Here is a 22,691-nt window from a genome sequence, read left to right on the forward strand (position 1 = left end):
AGTCATGGAAGCATTCACCACCCACACCGGCCGGGCCGTCCCGCTGCGCCGCAGCAACGTCGACACCGACCAGATCATCCCCGCCCACTGGCTCAAGAAGGTGACGCGGGACGGGTTCGAGGACGGACTGTTCGAGGCCTGGCGCAAGGACCCGGAGTTCGTGCTCAACCGGCCCGAGCGCGAGGGCGCCACCGTGCTGGTGGCCGGCCCCGACTTCGGCACCGGCTCCTCCCGCGAGCACGCGGTCTGGGCGCTGCAGAACTACGGCTTCAAGGCCGTGATCTCCTCCCGCTTCGCCGACATCTTCCGGGGCAACTCGCTGAAGAACGGCCTGCTCACGGTGGTCCTCGACCAGAAGATCGTGGACGCGCTGTGGGAGCTCACCGAAGCCGACCCCACGGCGGAGATCACCGTCGACCTCGAGGCCCGCGAGGTGCGCGCCGAGGGCGTCACCGCCTCCTTCGAGCTCGACGAGAACTCCCGCTGGCGCCTGCTGAACGGCCTCGACGACATCTCCATCACCCTGCAGAACGAGGCCGAGATCGCCGCCTACGAGGCGAAGCGTCCGTCGTTCAAGCCGCGCACGCTCACCGCCTGACGCGCTCGGCAGGCGGAGCCCTGCCGAGAGGTCGACTTTCGGCCACCCCCACACCCCGCCCGTACCCCCGATCGGCTTGATCGGGGGTACGGGCGTCTCTGTGCCCGACCGGCTCCGCCCGGTGCCCCGGATGCGCTCAACCTCCCACGTTACGGAGGTGATTGCTGGGGTACGTGCGTCATGTACCCACGGCTTCCGCGGGTGTCGGGAAGGACGCCCGAGGCAGCAGTTGCCCCCTGCGCAGGCGACAACTTGCCCCAGATGGCACAATCTGTGCATGGAACACGACGGCCAACTCGAGCTCTATGCGGCGGTCGCGGTCCGGCTCAAAGAAGCGCACTCGAGGGTGCGCGCACTGCAAGTCCCGGAGGGCGTACGGATGGCGCTGACCCGGAAGCTGCTGGTCATTACGGCCGCGGCCAAGCACGATCTCGCCGGTGCGGCAAGGCGTCTGGACCGGTTCGTCGCGGACCTCGACGCGGGGCGATTCCCCGAAGAGGAGCGCTGAACCGGTCGGGACGGTCGAGTCCGTTGCGGCACAAGGGTGATTAGCCCGTTTCGTGTTTGATTTGCGGTATATATCTGCCTAACGTGCGAAAAAGCTTGAACAGTTTCGTTCTGGCGATGTCTCCGAAGGGGAAGACGTGAACAAGGCGCAGCTCGTAGAAGCGATTGCCGACAAGATGGGCGGCCGCCAGCAGGCCGCCGATGCTGTCGACGCGGTCCTGGACGCCATCGTCCGCGCGGTGGTCGCGGGGGACCGGGTCTCGGTCACCGGTTTCGGTTCGTTCGAGAAGGTCGACCGTCCGGCCCGCTACGCCCGCAACCCCCAGACGGGCGAGCGGGTTCGGGTCAAGAAGACCTCCGTTCCGCGGTTCCGCGCGGGACAGGGGTTCAAGGACCTGGTCAGCGGGTCGAAGAAGCTCCCGAAGAACGACATCGCCGTCAAGAAGGCCCCCAAGGGAAGCCTGTCCGGTCCGACGCCCACCATCTCCAAGGCCGCGGGCAAGAAGGCGGCCACCAAGAAGGCCGCGGCCAAGAAGGCGACGGGCGCGGCGAAGACCACGACGGCCCGGAAGACGGCGGCGAAGAAGGCGCCCGCCAAGACGGCGGCGGCCAAGACCGCGGCCAAGAAGGCGCCCGCCAAGAAGACGGCGGCGCCCGCCAAGACCGCCGCCGCGAAGAAGACGACCGCCAAGAAGGCCCCGGCCACGAAGGCACCCGCCAAGAAGTCCACCGCGCGCAAGACCACGGCCAAGAAGACCAGCGCCCGCAAGAAGTAGCCGCGGGCAAGCGGTACTCACGCGCCGGGCCGGACTCCGTCGGGGAGCCCGGCCCGCGGCGTGTCCGGGGTGGTGACGGCAGGAAAACGGCCGGTCAGAACGTCTGGAGCGTCACCAGCGTGATCCGCCGCCCCTCGCCCTCGCCCTCGGTCTCGATCCGCACCCGCTGCCCGGGACGCAGCAGCCTCAGGCCCCCCGCGTCGAACGCCGGAGCCTCGAAGGGCACCGGGGTGCCGTCGTCCAGGAGCACCTGACCGCTGCGGCTGACGGGGTCGTAGGTGTATGCGGTGGCCTGCATACCGGCAGCCTACTGCTCCGGAATCAGCAACCGCGCGGCGGCAGCGGCCGTGTGGGGACCCACCCCCAGTGCCAGCGCCGCCCGCAGATCGTCGCCGGTGTCCACGTCCTGCCGTACGGAATCCACCCCGTCCAGGCACAGCTCCACGGCCCCGGACGCCCGGTGCCGGGCCCGGGAATCGGGCCCGAAGGACGGACGCAATTCCCGGTCCGGGGACGCGGCCAGCAGGGTCGTGCCGATCGCGGCGGTATCCGCGAGAAAAGCACGCGGGAATGCGGCGGCCGTATCGAGAGCGCGGGCCAATTCCGGCGGGCGGAGCGCCGGCAGATCGGCGTTCAGGGCCGCCACCGCGCCGGCCCGCCGGGACGCGCGCACCACCGCCGCCGCGTGGGCGAGGGCGGCGTTCAGGCCGCCGCCCGGCTCGTCGGGGACGATCCCGGCACCCAGTGCCCCCAGCTCGCGGCCCGCCCGGGCGTCGTCCGTGACGACCACCACATCCCGCACCGCCGGGCACGCCAGCGCGGCCGCCACCGTGTCCTGGGCGAAGGCGAGCGCGAGGCCCGGGCGCAGCCCGTCGCCCGCGGTGTCCGACAGCCTGCTCTTGGCCCGGTCCAGCGGCTTCAGGGGCACCACCAAGGTCCACTGCACGAGTGTTACGTCCCTCTCTTGTCGCGGTCATTGTCCCCCGGGGCGCCCGGTGCCCGGAGGGAGGGGGAGGGCGGCGGAGCCCCTCGCGGGGACGGTGACGGAAGACGGGCGGGCGTACGGTGTTCTCGACAGACCGGCGGCCCGGGGCGACACTTGTGCGGCCCGTCCGGCCTCCGGCCCGAGCCCGTGGCCCCGGGGTGATACGAAAGACAGGACCAAGAGGAAGGTGTCCTTGTGCCGCGCCGCAGAATCGGCTTCTGGTACCGCTTCGCCGCGGTGATCTGCAAACCGCCTCTGGTGGTTCTGCTCAAGCGGGACTGGCGCGGAATGGAGAACATTCCGGCCGAGGGCGGCTTTATCACCGCGGTGAACCACAATTCGCACATCGATCCCCTCGCCTATGCGCACTTTCAGTACAACACCGGACGTGTTCCGCGTTTCCTGGCGAAGAGTGGGCTTTTCAAGAAGGGATTCGTCGGCGCCGCGATGCGCGGCACCGGACAGATCCCCGTCTACCGCGAGAGCACGGACGCGCTCAGCGCCTTCCGCGCGGCGATCGACGCCGTGGAGCGCGGGGAATGCGTCGCCTTCTACCCGGAGGGCACCCTCACCCGCGACCCGGACGGCTGGCCCATGACCGGCAAGACCGGTGCCGCGCGCGTCGCCCTGCAGACCAAGTGCCCCGTGATCCCGGTCGCCCAGTGGGGCGCCAACGAGGTGCTGCCGCCGTACGCCAAGAAGCCGCACCTCCTGCCGCGCAAGACGCACCGGGTCCTCGCCGGACCGCCGGTGGACCTGGACCGCTTCTACGACCGGGAGATGACCCCGGAACTGCTCAAGGAGGCGACCGAGGCGATCATGGCGGCCATCACCCGCCAGCTGGAGGAGATCCGCGGCGCGAAGGCCCCCGAGACGCCCTACGACCCGCGTCGCGAACGCATCGAACAGCGCCGCAGGACCCGGTCGCAGAGGCAGCGGACGGGACGGCGCGGCACCCGGTCGCCGGGGACGCCGATGGTGGAGACCGAGCAGGCGCGGAACAGGGTCGTCGCACAAGAAGAAGGGCTGGGCACGTGAGCAAGCCGGTCAAGGCGGCCGTCTTCGGCACCGGATCGTGGGGCACGGCCTTCGGCATGGTCCTCGCCGACACGGGCTGCGACGTCGTGCTGTGGGGGCGGCGCCCCGAACTCGCCGAGGCGGTCAACTCCACCCGCACCAACCCCGACTACCTGCCCGGCATCGAACTCCCGAAGAACCTGCGGGCCACGGCGGACGCCGCCGAGGCCGCGCACGACGCCGACTTCACCGTCCTCGCCGTCCCCTCGCAGACGCTGCGCGGCAACCTCGCCGAGTGGGCGCCGCTGCTCGCCCCCGGCACGGTCCTCGTGTCGCTGATGAAGGGCGTCGAACTCGGCTCCGCCATGCGCATGAGCGAGGTGATCGAGGACGTCGCCGAGGTGGGCGCCGACCGCGTCGCCGTGGTCACCGGCCCCAACCTGGCCCGCGAGATCGCCGCCCGCATGCCGGCCGCCGCCGTGGTCGCCTGCGCCGACGAGGCCGTCGCCCGGCGGCTCCAGACCGCCTGCCACACGCCCTACTTCCGGCCGTACACCAACACCGACGTCGTCGGCTGCGAACTGGGCGGCGCCGTGAAGAACGTGATCGGGCTGGCCGTCGGCATCGCGGACGGCATGGGGCTCGGCGACAACGCCAAGGGCTCGCTCATCACCCGCGGCCTCGCCGAGACCACCCGGCTCGGCGTGGCGCTGGGCGCCGACCCGCTGACCTTCTCCGGACTGGCGGGACTGGGCGACCTGGTGGCCACCTGCTCCTCGCCGCTGTCGCGCAACCACACCTTCGGCACCAACCTCGGCAAGGGCATGACCCTGGAGGAGACCATCGCGGTCACCCGGCAGACCGCCGAGGGCGTCAAGTCCTGCGAGTCGGTGCTGGACCTGGCCCGCCGGCACGGCGTCGACATGCCGATCACCGAGACGGTCGTCGGCATCGTGCACGAGGGCAAGCCTCCCGCGGTCGCCCTCGAGGAGCTGATGTCGCGCAGCGCGAAGCCCGAACGACGCTGAGCGACGACCCCCCTCCGTCCGGCCCACACGCGGCGTTGCGGGCGCTGTCTCCCGGCTCTACCAACGGGTACTCTCGTCGCGATATGAGCACCGAGAACCTCTCCCAGAGCCCCGAGCAGCCGCCGCGCAAGCCGCGGGTGGCCGTCGTGTTCGGCGGGCGCAGCTCCGAACACGGGATCTCCGTGGTCACCGCCGGAGCCGTCCTCAAGGCCATCGACCGGTCCCAGTACGACGTCCTGCCCATCGGCATCACCGCGGACGGCCGCTGGGCGCTCACGGCCGACGAGCCGGAACGCATGGCGATCACCGACCGCCGCACCCCCAGCGTCGACCAGCTCGCCGAGTCGACGGAGGGCGGCGTGGTGCTCCCCGTGGACCCCGCCAGCCGCGAAGTCGTCTACAGCGAGCCCGGCTCGGTGCCCAAGGCGCTCGGCGAGGTCGACGTGGTCTTCCCGGTGCTGCACGGCCCCTACGGCGAGGACGGCACCCTGCAGGGCCTGCTGGAGCTCTCCGGCGTCCCCTACGTCGGCTCGGGCGTGCTCGCCTCGGCCGTCGGCCAGGACAAGGAGTACATGAAGCGGGTGTTCACCTCCTTCGGGCTCAAGGTCGGCCCGTACGTGGTGATCCGGCCGCGCGAGTGGCAGCGGGACGAGTCCGCCGCCCGCAAGAAGATCGTCGACTTCGCCGGCGAGCACGGCTGGCCGCTGTTCGTGAAGCCCGCGCGGGCCGGCTCCTCGATCGGCATCACCAAGGTCGACGACCTCTCCGGGCTGGACGGGGCGATCGCCGAGGCCCAGCGCCACGACCCGAAGATCCTCGTCGAGGCGGCGCTGCGCGGCCGTGAGATCGAGTGCGGCGTGCTGGAGTTCGAGGACGGCCCGCGCGCCTCGGTGCCCGCCGAGATCCCGCCGCCCGACGCGCACGCGTACTACGACTTCGAGGCCAAGTACATCGACTCCACGCCCGGCATCGTGCCCGCGCCGCTGACCGAGGAGGAGACGGCCGAGGTGCGCCGGCTCGCGGTGGAGGCGTTCGAGGCGGCCTCCTGCGAGGGACTGGTCCGCGCGGACTTCTTCCTCACCGAGGACGGCGACTTCGTGATCAACGAGATCAACACGATGCCCGGCTTCACGCCCATCTCGATGTACCCGCAGATGTGGCAGGCCACCGGCATCGGCTACCCGGAGCTGGTGGACCGGCTGGTGCAGGCGGCGCTGCGGCGCTCGACCGGACTGCGCTGACCCACGCGGCGGTCGCGGCCCGCACGGGGGCCGCACCGGTCACGGAGGCCGCGGGGATCGCGGACGACGCGGGGCTTCGGGAGGAGGCCCCGCGGGCAGTGCCTGCCCTGCGGCCGGAACGGGAGCGGCCCGCACGCGCGCGCCGCCGTCCGCTTCTCCGCCGACCGCCCCGGCACCGCGCGGTGCCGCGTCCGGGCCGGTCGTCTCCGGCGGTCGTGCGGCCCCGTACCGCAGTATGATCGCCACGCCGCCCCGACCCGTGGCCGGTTCGGACGCGGGCCGGGACCTCGCGACGCCCACCGCCCGCCGCCGTCCCCGGGGCTCCGTCCGGGATCCGGCACGGCCCGGTGGCCTTCGCGCCCGGGCCGAGAACCACCGCGGACGCGCAGCGGCCCGTGGCGGTGGAAGCGGCGCCGCGGGGGCGGGCAGGGCGGTACGCCGGTGGCGGAAGGAGTCCACCGGCGCAGGGCGGACGGGGGCTACAAATGGACGACCGGACAGGTCAGGGTACGGGTGATCCCGTCCACCTGCTGGACCTTCGCGACCACCATCCGACCCAGGTCGTCGACGGTGTCGGCCTGGGCGCGCACGATGACGTCGTACGGCCCGGTCACGTCCTCGGCCTGGACGACTCCAGGGATCTTGCCGATCAGATCGGCGACGGTCGACGCCTTGCCGACCTCCGTCTGGATCAGGATGTACGCCTGTACCACGGAACCTCCAGGGCGGCCACGAGGATCATGTGGGGAAAAGGAACGCCACGGTATCGCGTCGCCGCTCGTCACGGGGAGATCTGCGGGAACCGGACCTTGCGCGCCGGGGTCCGGACACGAGAGAAGTTGACGGTCACCTCGACCGTAGCGAGCCCACGGACGGCTCGCGACCGGGCACGGTCAGGCACAGGGACAGAAGGGGAGCAAGGGAAATGAAGGGCACTGTTGGTGAGCTCGGGGAGTTCGGGCTCATCAGGGAGCTCACCTCCCGCCTCACCACCACCCCCGCGGTCCGGATCGGCCCCGGTGACGACGCCGCCGTGGTCGCCGCGCCCGACCGCAGGGTCGTGGCCAGCACCGACATCCTGGTGGAGGGCCGCCACTTCCGCCGCGACTGGTCCACGGCCTACGACGTCGGCCGCAAGGCCGCCGCGCAGAACCTCGCCGACATCGCCGCCATGGGAGCCGTGCCGACCGCGCTGCTGCTCGGCCTGGTCGTCCCGGCGGAGCTGCCCGTCACCTGGCCCTCGGAGCTGATGGACGGCCTGCGCGACGAGTGCCAGGTCGCGGGTGCCGCGGTCGTCGGCGGTGACGTCGTGCGCGGCGACACGATCACGGTGTCGATCACCGCGCTCGGTGACCTGCGCAACCAGGAACCGGTGACCCGGTCCGGCGCACAGCCCGGCGACCTCGTCGCGGTGACCGGCTGGCTCGGCTGGTCCGCGGCCGGGCACGCGGTGCTCTCCCGCGGTTTCCGCTCGCCGCGCGCCTTCGTCGAGGCGCACCGGCGCCCCGAGCCGCCGTACCACGCGGGCCCGGCCGCGGCCGGGCTGGGCGCCACCGCGATGTGCGACGTGAGCGACGGACTGATCGCCGACCTCGGGCACATCGCCGTGGCCAGCAACGTGCGCATCGACATCCGTTCCGGGGCGATCGACATCCCCTCGCAGATGAACGACATCGGCCAGGCCGTCGGCGTCGACCCCATGCAGTGGGTGCTGACCGGGGGGGAGGACCACGCGATCGTGGCCACCTTCCCGCCGGACGTGAAGCTGCCCGCCCGCTGGAAGGTCATCGGCGAGGTGCTCCACCTCTCGGCGCTGCCCCAGGTGACGGTCGACGGGGCGCCCTGGACGACCCAGGGCGGCTGGGACCACTTCGGGGACATCGAGTCATGAGCGGGCGGACCGCCCCGCCCCGGGTGCTCACGGTGGCCGGCTCCGACTCGGGCGGCGGCGCGGGCATCCAGGCGGACCTGAAGACGATGCTCGCGCTCGGGGTGCACGGCATGAGCGTGCTGACCGCGGTGACCGCGCAGAACTCCCTCGGCGTGCAGGGCGCCTGGGAGCTCCCCGTGGAGGCGGTGCGGGCCCAGTACCACAGTGTCGTCGACGACATCGGCGTGCAGGCGGTCAAGACCGGCATGCTGGCCTCCGCCGAACTCGTCGAGGCCGTGGCCGACTTGATCGCCGGCACGGACGCTCCGGCGGTCGTCGACCCGGTGGGGGTCTCCAAGCACGGGGACCCGCTGCTGGCGCTCTCCGCACTGGACTCCGTACGGACCAGGCTGCTGCCGGTGGCGACCGTGGCCACGCCGAACCTGGACGAGGTGGCGCAACTCACGGGCCTGCGGGTCGAGTCGGAGTCCGACATGCGCCGGGCGGCTCGGGCGGTGCTGGAGTTCGGGCCGCGCTGGGTGGTGATCAAGGGCGGCCATCTCGCGGCGGGCGCGGACCAGGCGGTCGACCTGCTGACGGACGGCTCGCAGGAGCACTGGCTGCGCGCCCCCCGGCACGACAACCGGCACACCCACGGCACGGGCTGCACGCTCGCGTCGGCGATCGCGTCCCAGCTGGCGAAGGGGCAGCCGGTGCCGGAGGCGGTGGCGGCGGCCAAGGAGTACGTCACCGGGGCGATCGCGGCCGGGTTCGCCCTGGGCGGTGGCATCGGGCCGGTGGACCACGGCTGGGAACTCGGCCGGCGGACCCGCGGCGGGGCGGCCGGTACCGGCTGAGGACCGGTGGCGGGACGGCCGGCCCCGGCCGACGCCCCGGGGCGGCGGAGGGGGTCCGGCCGTCATCCTGTGACGGCGGCGGCCGCCCTCCGTCCCCGCGGCCGCGGACGGTCCTCAGAGCACGGCAAAAAGCCGGTCCACACGAGGTGGACCGGCTCCATGCGGCGAAACCGGTTGTGACCGCGCGCTCAGCGGAAGCGTCAGCGCGAGACCTTGCCGGCCTTGATGCACGAGGTGCAGGCGTTCACGCGCTTCGGCGTCCCGCCGACCACGGTACGCACACGCTGGATGTTCGGGTTCCAGCGACGGGGCGTACGGCGGTGCGAGTGCGAGATGTTGTTGCCGAAGCCCGGCCCCTTGCCGCAGACGTCGCAGTTGGCAGCCACGGGTCACTCCAAAGACTTCAGATGCACTTACGGTTGATCCCGGCTTGCCGGGATCCGGACACCGGGCTCGAGGAGCCCCGTGGAATCCGAGTGGCGTTGCCAGGGGAGAGGCCCGATCGGATCGGGCAACCGGAGCAGCATACAACGGCTGCAGCCGTAGGACGAAACTACCATGGCGGCTCCGGGGCCCGCCCCGGGCCCTCCCGCGGTGGACGAGGTCCCGAGGTCTACGCTGCGTGCCACGTCCAGCAGCTCAGGGAGGCGCAGGTGGCGCAGGTGCCGCAGACGTTCTTCGATGCTCTCGCGGTGCGTGCCTGGTGCGGTCTCGCGCTGGAGGCGCTGGGACGGGCGCGCGAGGAGATCGACGCGATCAATGTCTACCCCGTGGCGGACGGGGACACCGGTACCAACCTCTACCTGACCGTCGAGTCGGCGGCCGCGGCGGTCGAGGCGGTGTTCGCGGGGCACGAGGCGGGCGGCGCCGCGCGCCCCGCCGGGAACCCGGGCGGCGTGGCCGAGGGGCCGACGCTGGCCGAAGCGGTACGGGCGATGGCGCACGGGGCGCTGATCGGCGCCCGGGGGAACTCCGGGACGATCCTGGCGCAGCTGCTGCGCGGGATGGCCCAGGTGCTGGCCGGGGAGGAGACCGCCGTCCACGCCGACGGACAGCGGCTGCGGCTCGCCCTGAGGCACGCGGCCGACTCCGCGCGCGGGGCCGTCGCCCACCCCGCCGAGGGCACGGTCCTCACCGTCGCCTCGGCCGCCGCCGAGGCGGCCGACGGTGCCCCGGGCGACTGCGGGACGGTGGCCCGGGCGGCCTACGAGGGAGCCCGCACGGCCCTCGCCGCGACGCCGGGCCAGCTGGCCGTCCTCCGGCGCGCGGGAGTGGTGGACGCGGGCGGCAGGGGACTGGTCGCGGTGCTGGCGGCCCTGGTGGAGACGTTCACGGGGGAGACGCCGCGCGTGCTGCCCGCGGTGGCGGTGGACGGCGCGGTCGCGGGGGAGCGCCGGGCGTGCGGGGAGGCGCCCGGAGATCTCGCCCGGGCCGCCGCGGGGCCCGGTGAGTGCGCCGACGGCGGGAGCGTGCCGGGGTCCGGCGGGCCCGCCTTCGAGGTGATCTACCTCCTGGAGGCCGACGACGCGGCCGTGGCGCGGTTGCGGGAGCGGCTCGACGGGCTGGGGGACTCGCTCGTCGTGGTCGGCGGCGACGGGCTGTGGAACGTCCACGTGCACGTCGACGACGCGGGCGCGGCGGTCGAGGCCGGGGTCGAGGCCGGGCGGCCGTACCGGATCCGCATCACCCACTTCGGTGCCGGGGACGTGCACACCACGGGAGCCGGGCGCTCGCTCGGGGAACGCGCCCAGCGGGCCGTCGTGGCCGTGGTGCCCGGCGAGGGGCTGGCCGGGCTGTACGCCGAGGCCGGTGCGACCACCGTGCTCGCCCGCCCCGGGGAGCCGCCCGCCAGCGGTGAGCTCGTCCAGGCCGTGCGGCGGGCGCACGCGCGCGAGGTGGTGCTGCTGCCCAACGACGAGAACCTGCGCCACACCGCCGCCGCGGCGGCCGAGCAGGCCCGGACCGAGGGCGTCCGGGTGGCGCTCATCCCGACCCGTTCCGCGGTCCAGGGCATCGCGGCGCTCGCGGTGCACGAACCGGAGCGCCGTTTCGACGAGGACGTGGTGGCGATGACCTCGGCGGCGGGCGCGACCCGGTACGCCGAGGTCACCGTCGCCGAGCACCAGTCCTGGACCATGGCCGGCATCTGCCAGGCCGGTGACGTCCTCGGTCTCATCGACGGGGACGTGGCCGTGATCGGGCAGGACCTCACGGCCGTCGCCGAGGCGGTCCTCGACCGCATGCTCGCGGCCGGCGGCGAGATGGTCACCCTGGTCCTCGGCGACGGGACCCCCGAGGCCGTCGCCGACCGCCTGGAGGCCCGGGTCCGCGAGGGCTACCTCGCCGTCGACACGGTGGCGTACCACGGCGGGCGACAGGGCGCCCTGCTGCTCATCGGGGTGGAGTGACCCCCGACCGGGCCGGCCGCTCCCCAGGGGTCCGGGCGTCCGCCCGTTCCCGCGCCCGCTCCTGAGCGTGCTCCTGTTCCTGTTCCGCCAGGACCCTCAGCAGGTGCTCCGCCTCCGCGCGCCCGGCCCGTCCCCGCCTGCCACCGGCCCTGCCCGTGCGGCTCGTACGCGGGGCAGTCGGCCATGGAGTCCCGGTCGGCGGCCAGCCACGCGGCATACGCCCGCTCGGCCCGCCGCACGTCCCCGATGTGCGCGGCCACACTGAACTCGGCGCCGCGGACCGCCCGTTCGGAGTGACCGACGAGCCGGTAGCGGTGCTCCGTCTCACCGAGCCACTTCTCGACCGAGGCGAGCGGGACGTGCGGCTGGTCGAGCATGCCGGCCGGCATCCACTCGGACACCCAGTGCAGCGAGTGCGTCTCGTACGCGTCGAAGTCCTCGGGCCGCTCGTCCCACAGGCGCGGCAGCCGCGCGAAGGGGACGAACATCTTCGCCTTCTCGGAGCCGTAGTTGTCGACCGTCAGCCGGTGCCCGAGCGCCTCGATCACGGCGAGCGGGACGTTCAGCCGCTCGGCCTCCAGCCGCAGCCGCTCCGCCCGGGCGTTGCGGGCCGGCCCCTCCGGCTGTCCGGCGTTCTCCGCCATCGCCCGGCGCAGGGAGTCGAGGTCCGTGATCCCGCCCATCAGCGACCGCCCCCGCGGAGTCGTCGTGCATGGCCCACTCCAGAAGACCGATGTCCATCGTCACGGCGCCGGTGGTGGGACTCGCGACGGCGCGGGGTCGGACGGTCCCGGTGGGGCGGCGGCCGCGGGAAGGAGGGCCGGGCGCGTCATCCCGGAACTTCGGGCACTGGCCTGACCAGGTATTTCCCGAGAATTCCGGAAAGTGCCAGGACCCGGTGTCCCCGCGCTGTCAGTGCCGTGGTGTGCAATGGACCCCGTGCCCGCACTGGAAGAACCACTGAAGAAGGTGCTCGGCCCCGCCACCGCGAAGGTGATGGCCGAGCACCTCGGCCTGCACACCGTCGGCGACCTCCTGCACCACTATCCGCGCCGGTACGAGGAGCGCGGCCAGCTCACCCACCTCGCCGACCTCCCCATGGACGAACACGTCACGGTGGTCGCCCAGGTCGCCGACGCCCGCCTGCACACCTTCGCCTCCGCCAAGGCCCCGCGCGGCAAGGGCCAGCGCCTGGAGGTGACCATCACGGACGGCAGCGGCCGGCTCCAACTGGTCTTCTTCGGCGCCGGCGTCCACAAGCCCCACAAGGAACTCCTGCCGGGCACCCGCGCGCTGTTCGCGGGCAAGGTCTCCGTCTTCAACCGCCGCCTCCAGCTCGCCCACCCGGCCTACGAGTTGCTGCGCGGCGACGGCGACGGCGCGGAGGAGACGGTCGAGAGCTGGGCCGGCGCCCTCATCCCGATCTACCCCGCCACGGCCAAGCTGGAGTCCTGGAAGATCGGCAAGGCGCTGCAGACGGTCCTGCCCAGCGCCCGGGAGGCCGTCGACCCGCTCCCGGAGTCCCTGCGCGAGGGCCGCGGCCTGGTCCCCCTCCCCGAGGCCCTGCTGAAGATCCACCGCCCGCAGACCAAGGCGGACATCGAGGACGCCCGCGCCCGCCTCAAGTGGGACGAGGCCTTCGTCCTCCAGGTCGCCCTCGCCCGCCGCCGGCACGCCGACGCCCAGCTCCCCGCGGTCGCCCGCAGGCCCGGGCCGGACGGCCTCCTCGCCGCCTTCGACGACCGCCTCCCCTTCACGCTCACCGAGGGCCAGCAGAAGGTCTCCGCGGAGATCTTCGCCGACCTCGCCACCGAACACCCGATGCACCGGCTGCTCCAGGGGGAGGTGGGATCGGGGAAGACGATGGTCGCCCTGCGCGCCATGCTTGCCGTCGTCGACGCCGGAGGACAGGCGGCGATGCTCGCGCCCACCGAGGTGCTCGCCCAGCAGCACCACCGGTCGGTCACCGAGATGATGGGCGAGCTCGCCGAGGGCGGCATGCTGGGCGGGGCCGAGAACGCCACCAAGGTGGTGCTGCTCACCGGCTCCATGGGCGCGGCCGCGCGGCGCCACGCCCTGCTGGACCTGGCCACCGGCGAGGCCGGCATCGTCATCGGCACCCACGCGCTGATCGAGGACAAGGTGCAGTTCCACGACCTGGGCCTGGTCGTGGTCGACGAACAGCACCGGTTCGGGGTGGAGCAGCGCGACGCCCTGCGAGGCAAGGGCAAGCAGCCGCCGCACCTGCTCGTCATGACCGCCACGCCCATTCCGCGCACGGTCGCCATGACCGTCTTCGGCGACCTGGAGACCTCCGTCCTCGACCAACTCCCGGCCGGGCGCTCGCCGATCGCCAGCCATGTCGTCCCCGCCGCCGACAAGCCGCACTTCCTCACCCGCGCCTGGGAGCGGGTGCGCGAGGAGGTGGTGGGCGGCCACCAGGCGTACGTGGTCTGCCCGCGCATCGGCGACGAGGAGGACGACCCGAAGAAGGCCGGCCGGAAGAAACCGGCGTCCCCCGAGGACGAGGCCGAGAAGCGTCCGCCCCTCGCCGTCCTCGACGTCGCCGACCAGCTCGCGAAGGGCCCGCTGCACGGTCTGCGGGTCGAGGTCCTGCACGGCAGGATGCCGCCCGACGACAAGGACGCCGTCATGCGCCGCTTCGCCGCCGGCGAGACCGACGTCCTGGTCGCCACGACCGTCATCGAGGTCGGCGTCAACGTCCCGAACGCCACCGCGATGGTGATCATGGACGCCGACCGCTTCGGCGTCTCCCAGCTCCACCAGCTGCGCGGCCGGGTCGGCCGCGGCTCGGCCCCCGGCCTGTGCCTGCTGGTCACCGAGATGCCCGAGGCGAGCGCGGCCCGGCAGCGGCTGAACGCGGTGGCCTCCACCCTCGACGGCTTCGAGCTCTCCCGGATCGACCTCGAACAGCGCCGCGAGGGCGATGTGCTGGGCCAGGCCCAGTCCGGCACCCGGTCCAGCCTGCGCATGCTCGCGGTCATCGACGACGAGGAGATCATCGCCGAGGCCCGCAGGGAGGCCACCGCGGTCGTCGCCGCCGACCCGGAGCTGGAGCGCCTGCCGGCCCTGCGCACGGCGCTGGACGCCCTCCTGGACGAGGAGAGGGAGCAGTACCTGGAGAAGGGCTGACGCCGGCGCCGCCCGGGGGACACGGGGCGGCGCCGGAGCGCGGCGCCACCGGCGGGCGCGAGCGGCGCCACGACGGACCCGCGGCCACCGACGCGACGCCCGGCGCCCTCGGCCTGCGAGACTGGACCCGTCACCACTCCACGAACGAGGACCCGAGATGACCCGCGTGATCGCCGGCGTGGCCGGCGGACGCCGCCTGGCCGTTCCGCCGGGCAACGGCACCCGTCCCACCTCCGACCGCGCGCGCGAGGGTCTGTTCTCCACCTGGCAGGCGCTGCTCGGCGGCCCGCTGGACGGCGAACGCGTTCTCGACCTGTACGCCGGGTCCGGAGCCGTCGGGCTGGAAGCCCTGTCCCGGGGCGCCGGCCACGCCCTGCTCGTCGAGGCCGACGCCCGGGCCGTGCGCACGGTCCGGGACAACGCCAGGTCGCTCGGGCTCCCCGGCGCCGAGGTCCGCTCCGGCAAGGCGGAACAGGTCATCCGCACGGCGCCGCCGGACGAGCCGTACGACCTCGTGTTCCTGGACCCGCCCTACGCCGTCTCGGACGACGATCTCCGCGAGATCCTTCTCACACTCCGTTCACAGGGCTGGCTCGCGGAAGAGGCCCTCGTCACCGTGGAGCGCAGCACCAGAGGCGGAGAATTCAGGTGGCCGCCCGGTTTCGACGCGCTCCGGGCCCGCCGCTACGGCGAGGGAACGTTTTGGTACGGTCGCGCCGCCTCTACGTGCGAAGACGCACGATGACCGGACCGGAGAGCGAGGGATCACAAGTGCGCCGCGCCGTATGCCCCGGGTCGTTCGACCCGATCACCAACGGACATCTCGACATCATCGCCCGGGCCTCCCGGCTGTACGACGAGGTCTACGTCGCGGTGATGATCAACCAGTCCAAGAAGGGCCTGTTCGAGATCGAGGAGCGGATCGACCTGATCCGCCGGGTCACCTCCGAGTACGGGAACGTACGCGTCGAGGCCTTCCACGGCCTCCTCGTCGACTTCTGCAAGGAGCGCGACATCCCCGCCATCGTCAAGGGCCTGCGCGCCGTCAGCGACTTCGACTACGAGCTGCAGATGGCCCAGATGAACAACGGCCTCTCGGGCGTGGAGACCCTCTTCGTCCCCACCAACCCCACCTACAGCTTCCTGTCCTCCTCACTGGTGAAGGAGGTCGCGGCCTGGGGCGGCGACGTCTCCCACCTGGTGCCGGAGGAGGTCCTCGCGGCCCTCACCGAGCGTCTGCGCAGGGACTGAGGACGCGCACCGCCGGCACCCGGGGGCGGTCCGCCGCCCGGCGAACCGCCCGGCCGGTGTCCCGGCGACGCCCCGGGGTCGTACAGTCGTCCCGTCCGTCTCCAACACAGCTGTAGAGAGTGGCGAGCACACGGTGGACGTGCAGAAGAAGCTCGACGAGATCGTCGCCGCGGTCTCCAGTGCCCGGTCGATGCCCATGTCGGCCTCGTGCGTGGTCAACCGCGCCGACCTGCTCTCGAAGCTCGACGAGGTGCGCGCGGCGCTCCCCGGCTCCCTCGCCCAGGCCCAGGAACTCATCGGCGACCGGGAGCAGATGGTCGAGCAGGCCCGGCAGGAGGCCGAGCGGATCATCGAGAGCGCCCATGCCGAGCGCGGCTCCCTGATCGCCGGCACCGAGGTCGCCCGCCGCTCCCAGGCCGAGGCCGACCGCATCCTCGCCGAGGCCCGCAAGGAGGCCGAGGAGATCCGCGCGGAGGCCGACGACTACGTCGACTCCAAGCTCGCCAACTTCGAGGTCGTCCTCACCAAGACCCTCGGCTCGGTCGGCCGCGGCCGCGAGAAGCTGCTCGGCACCGGCCCCGGTCTGGACGAGCAGGGCTACGAGGACGAGGACGCCCCCGAGCGCAGCCACGACCCGGAGACCCTGCGCCGCACCGCCGACGAGTACGTCGACGCCAAGCTCGGCGCCTTCGAGGCGGTCCTCGCCAAGACCCTGGAGGCGGTCGGCCGGGGCCGCCAGAAACTGCACGGCCGGATCGCCACCGACGACCTCGGCGCCCTCGCCGACGACCCCACGACCGTGCAGCACTCCAGCGACGCCGACTACCTCGCCGACCTCGCGGCGATCGCGGACACCCCGGCCCCGCCGTCCCAGCCGCCCGCGCAGGTCCCGCAGCAGGCCTCCCCGCAGCAGGACTACATCCCGCAGCAGCCGGCCTACGACTACCCGCAGCAGGCCCAGCAGCCGGATCCGTACGGCGGCTACCCGGAGCAGTACGGCGGCGGGCAGGACGCCTACTCCCCCACCTCCGGCTACGCTCCGGCGGGAGGCACCCCCCTCCAGCAGGCCGACCCGTACGCCGCCTACCAGGGCTACGACGCCCCGCAGCAGCCGGCGTACGATCCCGGTCAGGCCCAGCAGGGCTACGTCCCCCAGCAGGCCCAGCCCGCCCTCGACGAGACCAGTCTCTTCGACACGAGCATGATCAGCGCCGAGCAGTTGCGGGCCTACGAACAGGGCCGCGGCAACGGCTGACCGGCCGTCGCCGGCCGTCGGGGACCCGGATTGGGCTGAGAGCGAAAGGTCCAGTATTCTGGCTCTTCGGTCGCGCGTGCGTTCACGCTGATGATGTGGACATCCGCGATCACCGCTGTCCGGACGTACGGGAAGCCCCGGGGGCAGCGTTCCTCCGAGTTCCGCAGACCGAAAGCAGGAATGGCCCTGAACGCCCGCCTCGACCACCGCAACCCCCTTGTGCTCGACACGCACGAGCTGGGTCGGCGGCCCGGTGCGCTGCAGCGCCTGACCCGTACGGTCGACGCTCCCAAGGACTTCGGTATCAAGGGGGTCGTCGGGGTGCCGGAGGGCGCTCCGGTGGAGCTCGAACTCCGGCTCGAGTCGGTCATGGAAGGTGTGCTCGTCACGGGCACCGCCCGTGCCACGGCCGAGGGGGAGTGCGTAAGGTGTCTGGAGCCGCTCGGGCTGGAGCTCGAAGCGGACTTCCAGGAGATGTTCTCGTACCCTGACGCCGACGACCGGGGCCGCGTGATCGCGGAACCGGGCGACGACGCCGAGGAGGACGAGGACAGGCTCTTTGTCGAGGACGGTCTGATCGACCTCGAGCCCGTGCTGCGTGACGCGGTGGTGCTCGCACTGCCGATGCAGCCGGTGTGCCGGGAAGACTGCCCGGGTCTGTGCTCCGAGTGCGGAGCGCGGCTCGCTGACGACCCGGATCACCACCATGACGCCGTCGACATCCGTTGGGCGGCTTTGCAGGGACTCGCCGACACCATGAAGGACGGCGAGAAGGACGAGATGGGCGGCGCCGAACCGGGCGTCGACGAGAAGCAGGAGAAGTAGCCGTGGCTGTTCCGAAGCGGAAGATGTCGCGCAGCAACACGCGCCACCGCCGGTCGCAGTGGAAGGCTGCGGTCCCCACCCTGGTTGCGTGCGAGCGCTGCCACGAGCCCAAGCAGCAGCACATCGCGTGCCCGTCGTGCGGCACTTACAACAAGCGCCAGGTCCTCGAGGTCTGAGCGGCTGGTGAGAGGCACTGTGTCCACTGCCAAGAAGGCGGAAGACGCCGAAACCAGCAGTCCCCGTCGACGCGGGGGTGCTCCGGCGGACAACCAGGCCTCGTCCCACACGCTTCTGGAAGGGCGGCTCGGCTACCAGGTCGAGTCCGCCCTTCTGGTGCGTGCGCTGACCCACCGTTCCTACGCGTACGAGAACGGCGGTCTGCCGACGAACGAGCGGCTGGAGTTCCTCGGGGACTCCGTGCTCGGCCTCGTCGTCACGGACACGCTGTACCGCACCCACCCCGACCTGCCCGAGGGCCAGCTGGCCAAGCTGCGGGCCGCGGTGGTCAACTCGCGTGCGCTGGCGGAGGTGGGCCGCGGCCTCGATCTGGGTTCCTTCATCCGGCTCGGCCGCGGTGAAGAGGGCACGGGCGGCCGGGACAAGGCGTCCATCCTCGCCGACACCCTCGAAGCGGTGATCGGCGCGGTCTATCTCGACCAGGGCCTGGACTCGGCGGCGGAGCTGGTGCACCGCCTGTTCGACCCGCTGATCGAGAAGTCCTCCAACCTCGGTGCCGGACTGGACTGGAAGACCAGTCTCCAGGAACTCACCGCGACCGAGGGGCTCGGTGTCCCCGAGTACCTGGTCACGGAGACCGGCCCCGACCACGAGAAGACCTTCACTGCTGCCGCCCGCGTCGGAGGCGTCTCGTACGGCACCGGCACCGGCCGCAGCAAGAAGGAGGCGGAGCAGCAGGCCGCCGAGTCCGCCTGGCGCTCCATCAAGGACGCGGCGGACGAGCGCGCCAAGGCGGCGGCCGAGGCCGAGGAGGCCGTCCGGGCCGCCGAGGCACGGGCCACCGGCAAGAGCGCCGACGCCCCGTCGGCCTCCGCCTGACCGACAGCACGTCCCGAGCGCCCGTCCCGACCCGGGACGGGCGCTCGGTGTTCGTACAACCGCCCCTGGAGGGGGAACCATGCCCGAGCTGCCCGAGGTCGAGGTCGTACGGCGCGGACTCGAACGGTGGGTCGCCCATCGCACCGTCGCCGAGGCCGAGGTGCTGCACCCGCGCGCGGTGCGCCGCCACCTCGCCGGCGCCGACGACTTCGCGCACCGCCTCGAGGGCCACCGCATCGGCACCGCCGACCGCCGCGGCAAGTACCTGTGGCTGCCGCTGGAGGACACGGACCAGTCGGTCCTGGCCCACCTCGGCATGAGCGGCCAGCTCCTCGTCCAGCCGCACGACGCACCGGACGAGAAGCACCTGCGCATCCGGGTCCGTTTCGCGGACGATCTGCACACCGAACTCCGCTTCGTCGACCAGCGCACCTTCGGCGGCCTGTCGCTGCACGACACCACCCCCGACGGCCTGCCGGACGTCATCGCGCACATCGCCCGCGACCCGCTCGACCCGCTCTTCGACGACGAGGCCTTCCACCGGGCGCTGCGCCGCAAGCGGACCACCATCAAGCGGGCCCTGCTCGACCAGTCGCTGATCAGCGGCGTCGGCAACATCTACGCGGACGAGGCGCTGTGGCGCGCCCGCATCCACTACGAGAGCCCGACGGCCGGCTTCACCCGCCCGCGCACCCTGCTCCTGCTGGGACACGTCCGGGACGTCATGAACGCGGCCCTCGCGGTCGGCGGCACCAGCTTCGACAGCCTCTACGTCAACGTCAACGGCGAGTCGGGCTACTTCGACCGGTCCCTGGACGCCTACGGCCGCGAGGGACTGCCCTGCCGCCGCTGCGGTACGCCGGTGCGCCGACGGCCGTGGATGAACCGCTCCAGCTACTTCTGCCCGAAGTGTCAGCGGGCGCCGCGCGTGTCGTCGTAGCGCTCACGCGCCTCGAGCACGGCGTCCATGCTGTCCTCCACGAAGCGGATGAGGGACAGCAGGCGCTGCGCGACCCCGCGGCCCAGCGGGGTGAGTTCGTAGTCCACGCGGGGCGGGTTGGTGAGCTGCGCCTCCCGGTGCACCAGGCCGTCGCGCTCCAGCGCGTGCAGTGTCTGGGACAGCATCTTCTCGCTCACGCCGTCGACCCGGCGGCGCAGTTCGTTGAACCGGAGCGAACCCTCGTACAGCGCGCCGAGCGTCAGCGCGCCCCAGCGTCCGGTCACGTGCTCCAGGGTGCCGCGGGAGGGGCAGGCCTTGGCGAACACGTTGAAGGGGAGGCCCTGCTCCTCCGGGCGCCGCTGCGTGGTCGTCATGGTTCAAGCCTACTTCAGAGCAGCACCGTCCAGCAGAAAGCACTAACTGAGAGTTAGTGCTTTTACCTGGTGGTTTTCCGGAAAGCGCGGACGGTGGCCCCGGAACGCCCCGCGCCCGCCGCCCCCGCGCGGACCGCGCACCGCGTAGCGCCGGGGGTGTCCGCGCCCTTCCTAGTAGCCGAAGTTCTGGGTCCACCACGGGCCGCCCGGCCCGAAGTGGACACCCACGCCCAGTGTCCTGAAGTCGCAGTTCAGTATGTTCGCCCGGTGGCCGGGGCTGTCCATCCAGGCCTGCATGACGGCCTCGGCGTCGGCCTGGCCGCGGGCTATGTTCTCGCCGCCGAGGTCGCTGACACCGGCCGCCTTGGCCCGGTCCCACGGCGTGTCGCCGTCGGGGTCCGTGTGGTCGAAGAAGTTCCGCCGGGCCATGTCCTTGCTGAACGCGGTGGCCAGACCTGCCAGGCCGCCGTTCGGGATGACGGGGCTGCAGCCCACCTTGGCCCGCTCCTCGTTGACCAGCTTGAGGACCTGGGCCCCGGCGGCGGCCTCCGCCGGCGTGGCCACCGGGCTGCCCGGCTTCTTCTCCGGCTCCGGCTCGGCCGTGCGGGGCGGCGTCTTCCCCGGCTTCTCGCTCGGAGTCGCCGCGGGGGCCTCCTTCTCCGGGGCCTCCTTCTCCGGTGCCTTCGTCGGCGCGGCCGAGGCGGAGGCCGGTGCCGACGGCTCGGGGGAGACCGGGCGTCCGGAGTCGCGGTTCGCCGGGGCGCCGGCGTCACGGCTCGGGGGCTGGGCGCTGCCGGACGTGCCGCCCTGCTCGCTGGGCAGGTTGGTCGCCAGGTCCCCGGCCTGCACCTCCTCACCGGGGGTGCTGTCGCCGCCGAGCTTGTAGTTCTCCAGGCCGGGCACCGCGCCCGTGGCCACCGCGACCGTGCCGAGGGCCACCGCGGCGGAGACACCGAGCAGACCGCTGCGGACCGGTGCCGCGTTCTTCTTCTTCCGGCGCCGGTGCCCGCCCGCACGCCGGGCGCCCCCTTCGGGCGTGAAGCCGTCGTCGGGGGAACGGCCTTCCGGGAAGGAGTCGTTGGGGAAGCGGTTGCTGGGGAAGGGACCGCCCGGGAAGTCGCCGTCCGGGAAACGGTCGTTCGGGAAGGAGCCGCCCGGGAAGGGGTCGTTCGGGAAGGGGCCGCCGGCGGGACCGCCCGCGAACCCGTCATCGGCGAGGACGGCGGTGTCCAGGACCTCGGTCCCGCCGTCCGTCCCGAAGAGGTAGGCCTCGCTCTTCGCGTACGTCTCGGCGTACGCCTCGGGGTTCAGGTACGGCGCGATGCCCATCGTGGGCGGGTCGTCGGTGCGGGCACTCAGCGGATCCCGGTCCCCGCCGTAGGAGCCGTCGTCGTGAGCGACCCCCGGGGCGCGGCCCGTGGCGGCGCGGCCGGCGGCGGAGCGTCGGTGGCGTCCCATGTCCTGGCCTTCCTCGTCCTCGCGGTCGAATCGTCCTCGCGACCTACGCGAAACATGATCGACACGAAACTCACACCAACGAGTGAGTTTCATATGAGATTCATGGGTGGGGACGGTACCGCATGAGGCCTGGGAAGGAAGTGTCCCCAGGGACATTGACCGGTTAGGTTGCCGTCATGAGCGACGACGTGCGACTGGTCGCCTGGGTGCGAGGACGTGTCCAAGGTGTGGGTTTCCGCTGGTTCACCCGGGCCAAGGCCCTGGAGATCGGCGGCCTGAGTGGCTTTGCTCTCAATCTGGGCGACGGCCGGGTCCAGGTGGTCGCCGAGGGCTCCCGCGAACGTTGCGAGGGGCTGCTCGACTGGCTCCGGGCCGGCGACACGCCCGGACGAGTGGACGGTGTCACCGAGATCTGGGACACACCGCGCGGCGGCTACGAGGGCTTCGCCGTCCGCTGAGCCCGCCGCCCCCCGGCGGCTCGGCCGGCGCCCGCCGCGGGCTGCGGACGGGGAAAAAGTCCAGGTGATTGCCAAGAACGGCTTGTCATGGGAAGCTCCACCCGCAAAAATGATCGCCGCACCCCCGAGGACCCGCAGGCCTCGCGGCACCGCCCTCGCCCGGCCGTGCACGCCCGGTTGTCCGCCGATACGGGGCGTGATCGTGTTGACCGTCAAACTTTTTGGTGAGACGCTGAAAGCCCCGCGCACCTTAGCTGTTTGGCATGGCTGAACGGCAGCACAACTCCAGGCCTGCCAAGCACCGCGGGTGCAAATCCCTCACGACCCACACCGCATCGGTCGGTCACTCAGTGTGGAGGACCATCCATCATGGCAAAGGCGCTTCTCGGTTACGTCGGCGGCTCCGACCCTCGACTCCTCGCCGAGATGCGACGGCTCCAGCAGCGCGTCCAGGACCTGGAATCCGAGCTCGTACGCATCCAGGCGGAGAACGACGCGCTGGCGGCTGCCGCTTCTCACGACAGGAGCATGGAGAGCGTTGACGCACACCAGGCGGAGCCTGCGCTCACCTGATCACTGCACCGCTCCACAACGGCACAGCAGTGGTCGGGCCGTCCGTCACAACCGCCAAGCA

The 22,691-nt window shown here is 72.4% G+C and carries 25 protein-coding genes and 1 pseudogene; 19 read left to right on the forward strand and 7 right to left on the reverse strand.

The window, feature by feature from the left end; all coding sequences use genetic code 11:
• Positions 1–4: 4 nt before the first annotated feature.
• From leuD to CP969_RS26835, 3 genes are all read left to right on the forward strand, one after another.
• Positions 5–598, forward strand: coding sequence for a 3-isopropylmalate dehydratase small subunit (gene leuD / locus CP969_RS26825; protein WP_004983039.1), 594 nt, complete (start codon positions 5–7; stop codon positions 596–598).
• 277 nt (positions 599–875) lie between these two features.
• The gene (locus tag CP969_RS26830; protein ID WP_004983038.1) at positions 876–1,106 is read left to right on the forward strand and encodes an SCO5555 family protein; all 231 of its coding nucleotides are present in this window, start codon (positions 876–878) and stop codon (positions 1,104–1,106) included.
• A 136-nt stretch (positions 1,107–1,242) separates the two neighbouring features.
• Positions 1,243–1,881 carry an HU family DNA-binding protein gene (locus CP969_RS26835; RefSeq protein WP_004983033.1) on the forward strand — a complete coding sequence of 213 codons (639 nt, stop codon included), beginning with the start codon at positions 1,243–1,245 and terminating at the stop codon, positions 1,879–1,881.
• A 94-nt stretch (positions 1,882–1,975) separates the two neighbouring features.
• On the opposite strand, the gene CP969_RS26840 is transcribed toward CP969_RS26835, so the two are convergent.
• A complete protein-coding gene (locus CP969_RS26840) occupies positions 1,976–2,179 on the reverse strand; it encodes a hypothetical protein (protein ID WP_004983032.1) in 204 nt (67 codons plus the stop codon).
• A 9-nt stretch (positions 2,180–2,188) separates the two neighbouring features.
• Positions 2,189–2,827, reverse strand: a complete 639-nt coding sequence (gene cofC, locus CP969_RS26845; protein WP_004983030.1) for a 2-phospho-L-lactate guanylyltransferase — start codon at positions 2,825–2,827, stop codon at positions 2,189–2,191.
• 234 nt (positions 2,828–3,061) lie between these two features.
• On the opposite strand from cofC, the gene CP969_RS26850 reads away from it, so the two are divergent.
• The 3 genes from CP969_RS26850 (at position 3,062) to CP969_RS26860 (ending at position 6,152) form a co-directional block, all read left to right on the forward strand.
• On the forward strand, positions 3,062–3,904 hold the full coding sequence (locus CP969_RS26850) for a lysophospholipid acyltransferase family protein (RefSeq protein ID WP_016824517.1): 843 nt from the start codon (positions 3,062–3,064) through the stop codon (positions 3,902–3,904).
• Entirely contained in the window at positions 3,901–4,911 is a 1,011-nt protein-coding gene (locus tag CP969_RS26855) for an NAD(P)H-dependent glycerol-3-phosphate dehydrogenase (protein ID WP_004983025.1), read from the forward strand. The genes CP969_RS26850 and CP969_RS26855 overlap by 4 nt, the downstream gene beginning before the upstream one ends.
• A gap of 83 nt (positions 4,912–4,994) precedes the next feature.
• Positions 4,995–6,152: a D-alanine--D-alanine ligase family protein gene (locus tag CP969_RS26860; RefSeq protein WP_004983022.1), complete on the forward strand. Its 1,158-nt coding sequence runs from the start codon at positions 4,995–4,997 to the stop codon at positions 6,150–6,152.
• Positions 6,153–6,631: 479 nt separating this feature from the next.
• Here CP969_RS26860 and CP969_RS26865 read toward each other — a convergent pair whose 3' ends face one another.
• Entirely contained in the window at positions 6,632–6,865 is a 234-nt protein-coding gene (locus CP969_RS26865) for an Lrp/AsnC family transcriptional regulator (RefSeq protein ID WP_004983019.1), read from the reverse strand.
• A 212-nt stretch (positions 6,866–7,077) separates the two neighbouring features.
• Here CP969_RS26865 and CP969_RS26870 point away from each other — a divergent pair, with 212 nt between their 5' ends.
• Positions 7,078–8,043: a thiamine-phosphate kinase gene (locus CP969_RS26870; RefSeq protein WP_004983013.1), complete on the forward strand. Its 966-nt coding sequence runs from the start codon at positions 7,078–7,080 to the stop codon at positions 8,041–8,043.
• Entirely contained in the window at positions 8,040–8,879 is an 840-nt protein-coding gene (gene thiD / locus CP969_RS26875) for a bifunctional hydroxymethylpyrimidine kinase/phosphomethylpyrimidine kinase (protein WP_016824516.1), read from the forward strand. Before CP969_RS26870 ends, thiD begins: the two co-directional genes overlap by 4 nt.
• Positions 8,880–9,079: 200 nt before the next feature.
• Here the strand turns inward: thiD and rpmB are convergent, their stop codons facing one another.
• Entirely contained in the window at positions 9,080–9,265 is a 186-nt protein-coding gene (rpmB, locus tag CP969_RS26880; protein WP_004924906.1) for a 50S ribosomal protein L28, read from the reverse strand.
• Positions 9,266–9,532: 267 nt separating this feature from the next.
• Here rpmB and CP969_RS26885 point away from each other — a divergent pair, with 267 nt between their 5' ends.
• Positions 9,533–11,287 (forward strand): DAK2 domain-containing protein, encoded by a 1,755-nt coding sequence (locus tag CP969_RS26885; protein WP_016824515.1) that lies wholly within the window; start codon positions 9,533–9,535, stop codon positions 11,285–11,287.
• Positions 11,288–11,409: 122 nt separating this feature from the next.
• Here CP969_RS26885 and CP969_RS26890 read toward each other — a convergent pair.
• Positions 11,410–11,970 (reverse strand): annotated as a pseudogene (locus CP969_RS26890) (tetratricopeptide repeat protein); the annotation flags it as partial.
• A 247-nt stretch (positions 11,971–12,217) separates the two neighbouring features.
• Here CP969_RS26890 and recG point away from each other — a divergent pair.
• The 8 genes from recG (at position 12,218) to mutM (ending at position 19,767) form a co-directional block, all read left to right on the forward strand.
• A complete protein-coding gene (recG, locus tag CP969_RS26895) occupies positions 12,218–14,440 on the forward strand; it encodes an ATP-dependent DNA helicase RecG (RefSeq protein ID WP_016824514.1) in 2,223 nt (740 codons plus the stop codon).
• A gap of 157 nt (positions 14,441–14,597) precedes the next feature.
• On the forward strand, positions 14,598–15,185 hold the full coding sequence (gene rsmD / locus CP969_RS26900) for a 16S rRNA (guanine(966)-N(2))-methyltransferase RsmD (protein ID WP_016824513.1): 588 nt from the start codon (positions 14,598–14,600) through the stop codon (positions 15,183–15,185).
• A 26-nt stretch (positions 15,186–15,211) separates the two neighbouring features.
• Positions 15,212–15,691, forward strand: a complete 480-nt coding sequence (gene coaD / locus CP969_RS26905) for a pantetheine-phosphate adenylyltransferase (protein WP_004983003.1) — start codon at positions 15,212–15,214, stop codon at positions 15,689–15,691.
• Between the two features lie 133 nt (positions 15,692–15,824).
• On the forward strand, positions 15,825–16,946 hold the full coding sequence (locus CP969_RS26910) for a hypothetical protein (protein WP_016824512.1): 1,122 nt from the start codon (positions 15,825–15,827) through the stop codon (positions 16,944–16,946).
• 180 nt (positions 16,947–17,126) lie between these two features.
• Positions 17,127–17,771, forward strand: coding sequence for a YceD family protein (locus CP969_RS26915; RefSeq protein ID WP_004982996.1), 645 nt, complete (start codon positions 17,127–17,129; stop codon positions 17,769–17,771).
• Positions 17,772–17,773: 2 nt separating this feature from the next.
• The gene (rpmF, locus tag CP969_RS26920; protein WP_003951102.1) at positions 17,774–17,947 is read left to right on the forward strand and encodes a 50S ribosomal protein L32; all 174 of its coding nucleotides are present in this window, start codon (positions 17,774–17,776) and stop codon (positions 17,945–17,947) included.
• A gap of 7 nt (positions 17,948–17,954) precedes the next feature.
• Positions 17,955–18,827, forward strand: coding sequence for a ribonuclease III (gene rnc, locus CP969_RS26925; RefSeq protein ID WP_171817458.1), 873 nt, complete (start codon positions 17,955–17,957; stop codon positions 18,825–18,827).
• Positions 18,828–18,906: 79 nt separating this feature from the next.
• Positions 18,907–19,767 carry a bifunctional DNA-formamidopyrimidine glycosylase/DNA-(apurinic or apyrimidinic site) lyase gene (gene mutM / locus CP969_RS26930; RefSeq protein WP_004982991.1) on the forward strand — a complete coding sequence of 287 codons (861 nt, stop codon included), beginning with the start codon at positions 18,907–18,909 and terminating at the stop codon, positions 19,765–19,767.
• On the opposite strand, the gene CP969_RS26935 is transcribed toward mutM, so the two are convergent.
• Complete coding sequence (locus CP969_RS26935) at positions 19,740–20,141, reverse strand: winged helix-turn-helix transcriptional regulator (RefSeq protein WP_004982989.1); 402 nt, start codon at positions 20,139–20,141, stop codon at positions 19,740–19,742. The genes mutM and CP969_RS26935 overlap by 28 nt on opposite strands.
• Before the next feature lie 171 nt (positions 20,142–20,312).
• Positions 20,313–21,599 carry a CAP domain-containing protein gene (locus CP969_RS26940; protein WP_016824510.1) on the reverse strand — a complete coding sequence of 429 codons (1,287 nt, stop codon included), beginning with the start codon at positions 21,597–21,599 and terminating at the stop codon, positions 20,313–20,315.
• 176 nt (positions 21,600–21,775) lie between these two features.
• Between CP969_RS26940 and CP969_RS26945 the strand changes: the two genes are divergently transcribed.
• Positions 21,776–22,057 carry an acylphosphatase gene (locus CP969_RS26945; RefSeq protein WP_004982981.1) on the forward strand — a complete coding sequence of 94 codons (282 nt, stop codon included), beginning with the start codon at positions 21,776–21,778 and terminating at the stop codon, positions 22,055–22,057.
• A gap of 369 nt (positions 22,058–22,426) precedes the next feature.
• Complete coding sequence (locus tag CP969_RS26955; RefSeq protein ID WP_004982980.1) at positions 22,427–22,630, forward strand: hypothetical protein; 204 nt, start codon at positions 22,427–22,429, stop codon at positions 22,628–22,630.
• Positions 22,631–22,691: the final 61 nt, after the last annotated feature.

Origin of the sequence: Streptomyces viridosporus T7A, assembly GCF_008704515.1 — a bacterium.
Lineage (GTDB): Bacteria > Actinomycetota > Actinomycetes > Streptomycetales > Streptomycetaceae > Streptomyces > Streptomyces viridosporus.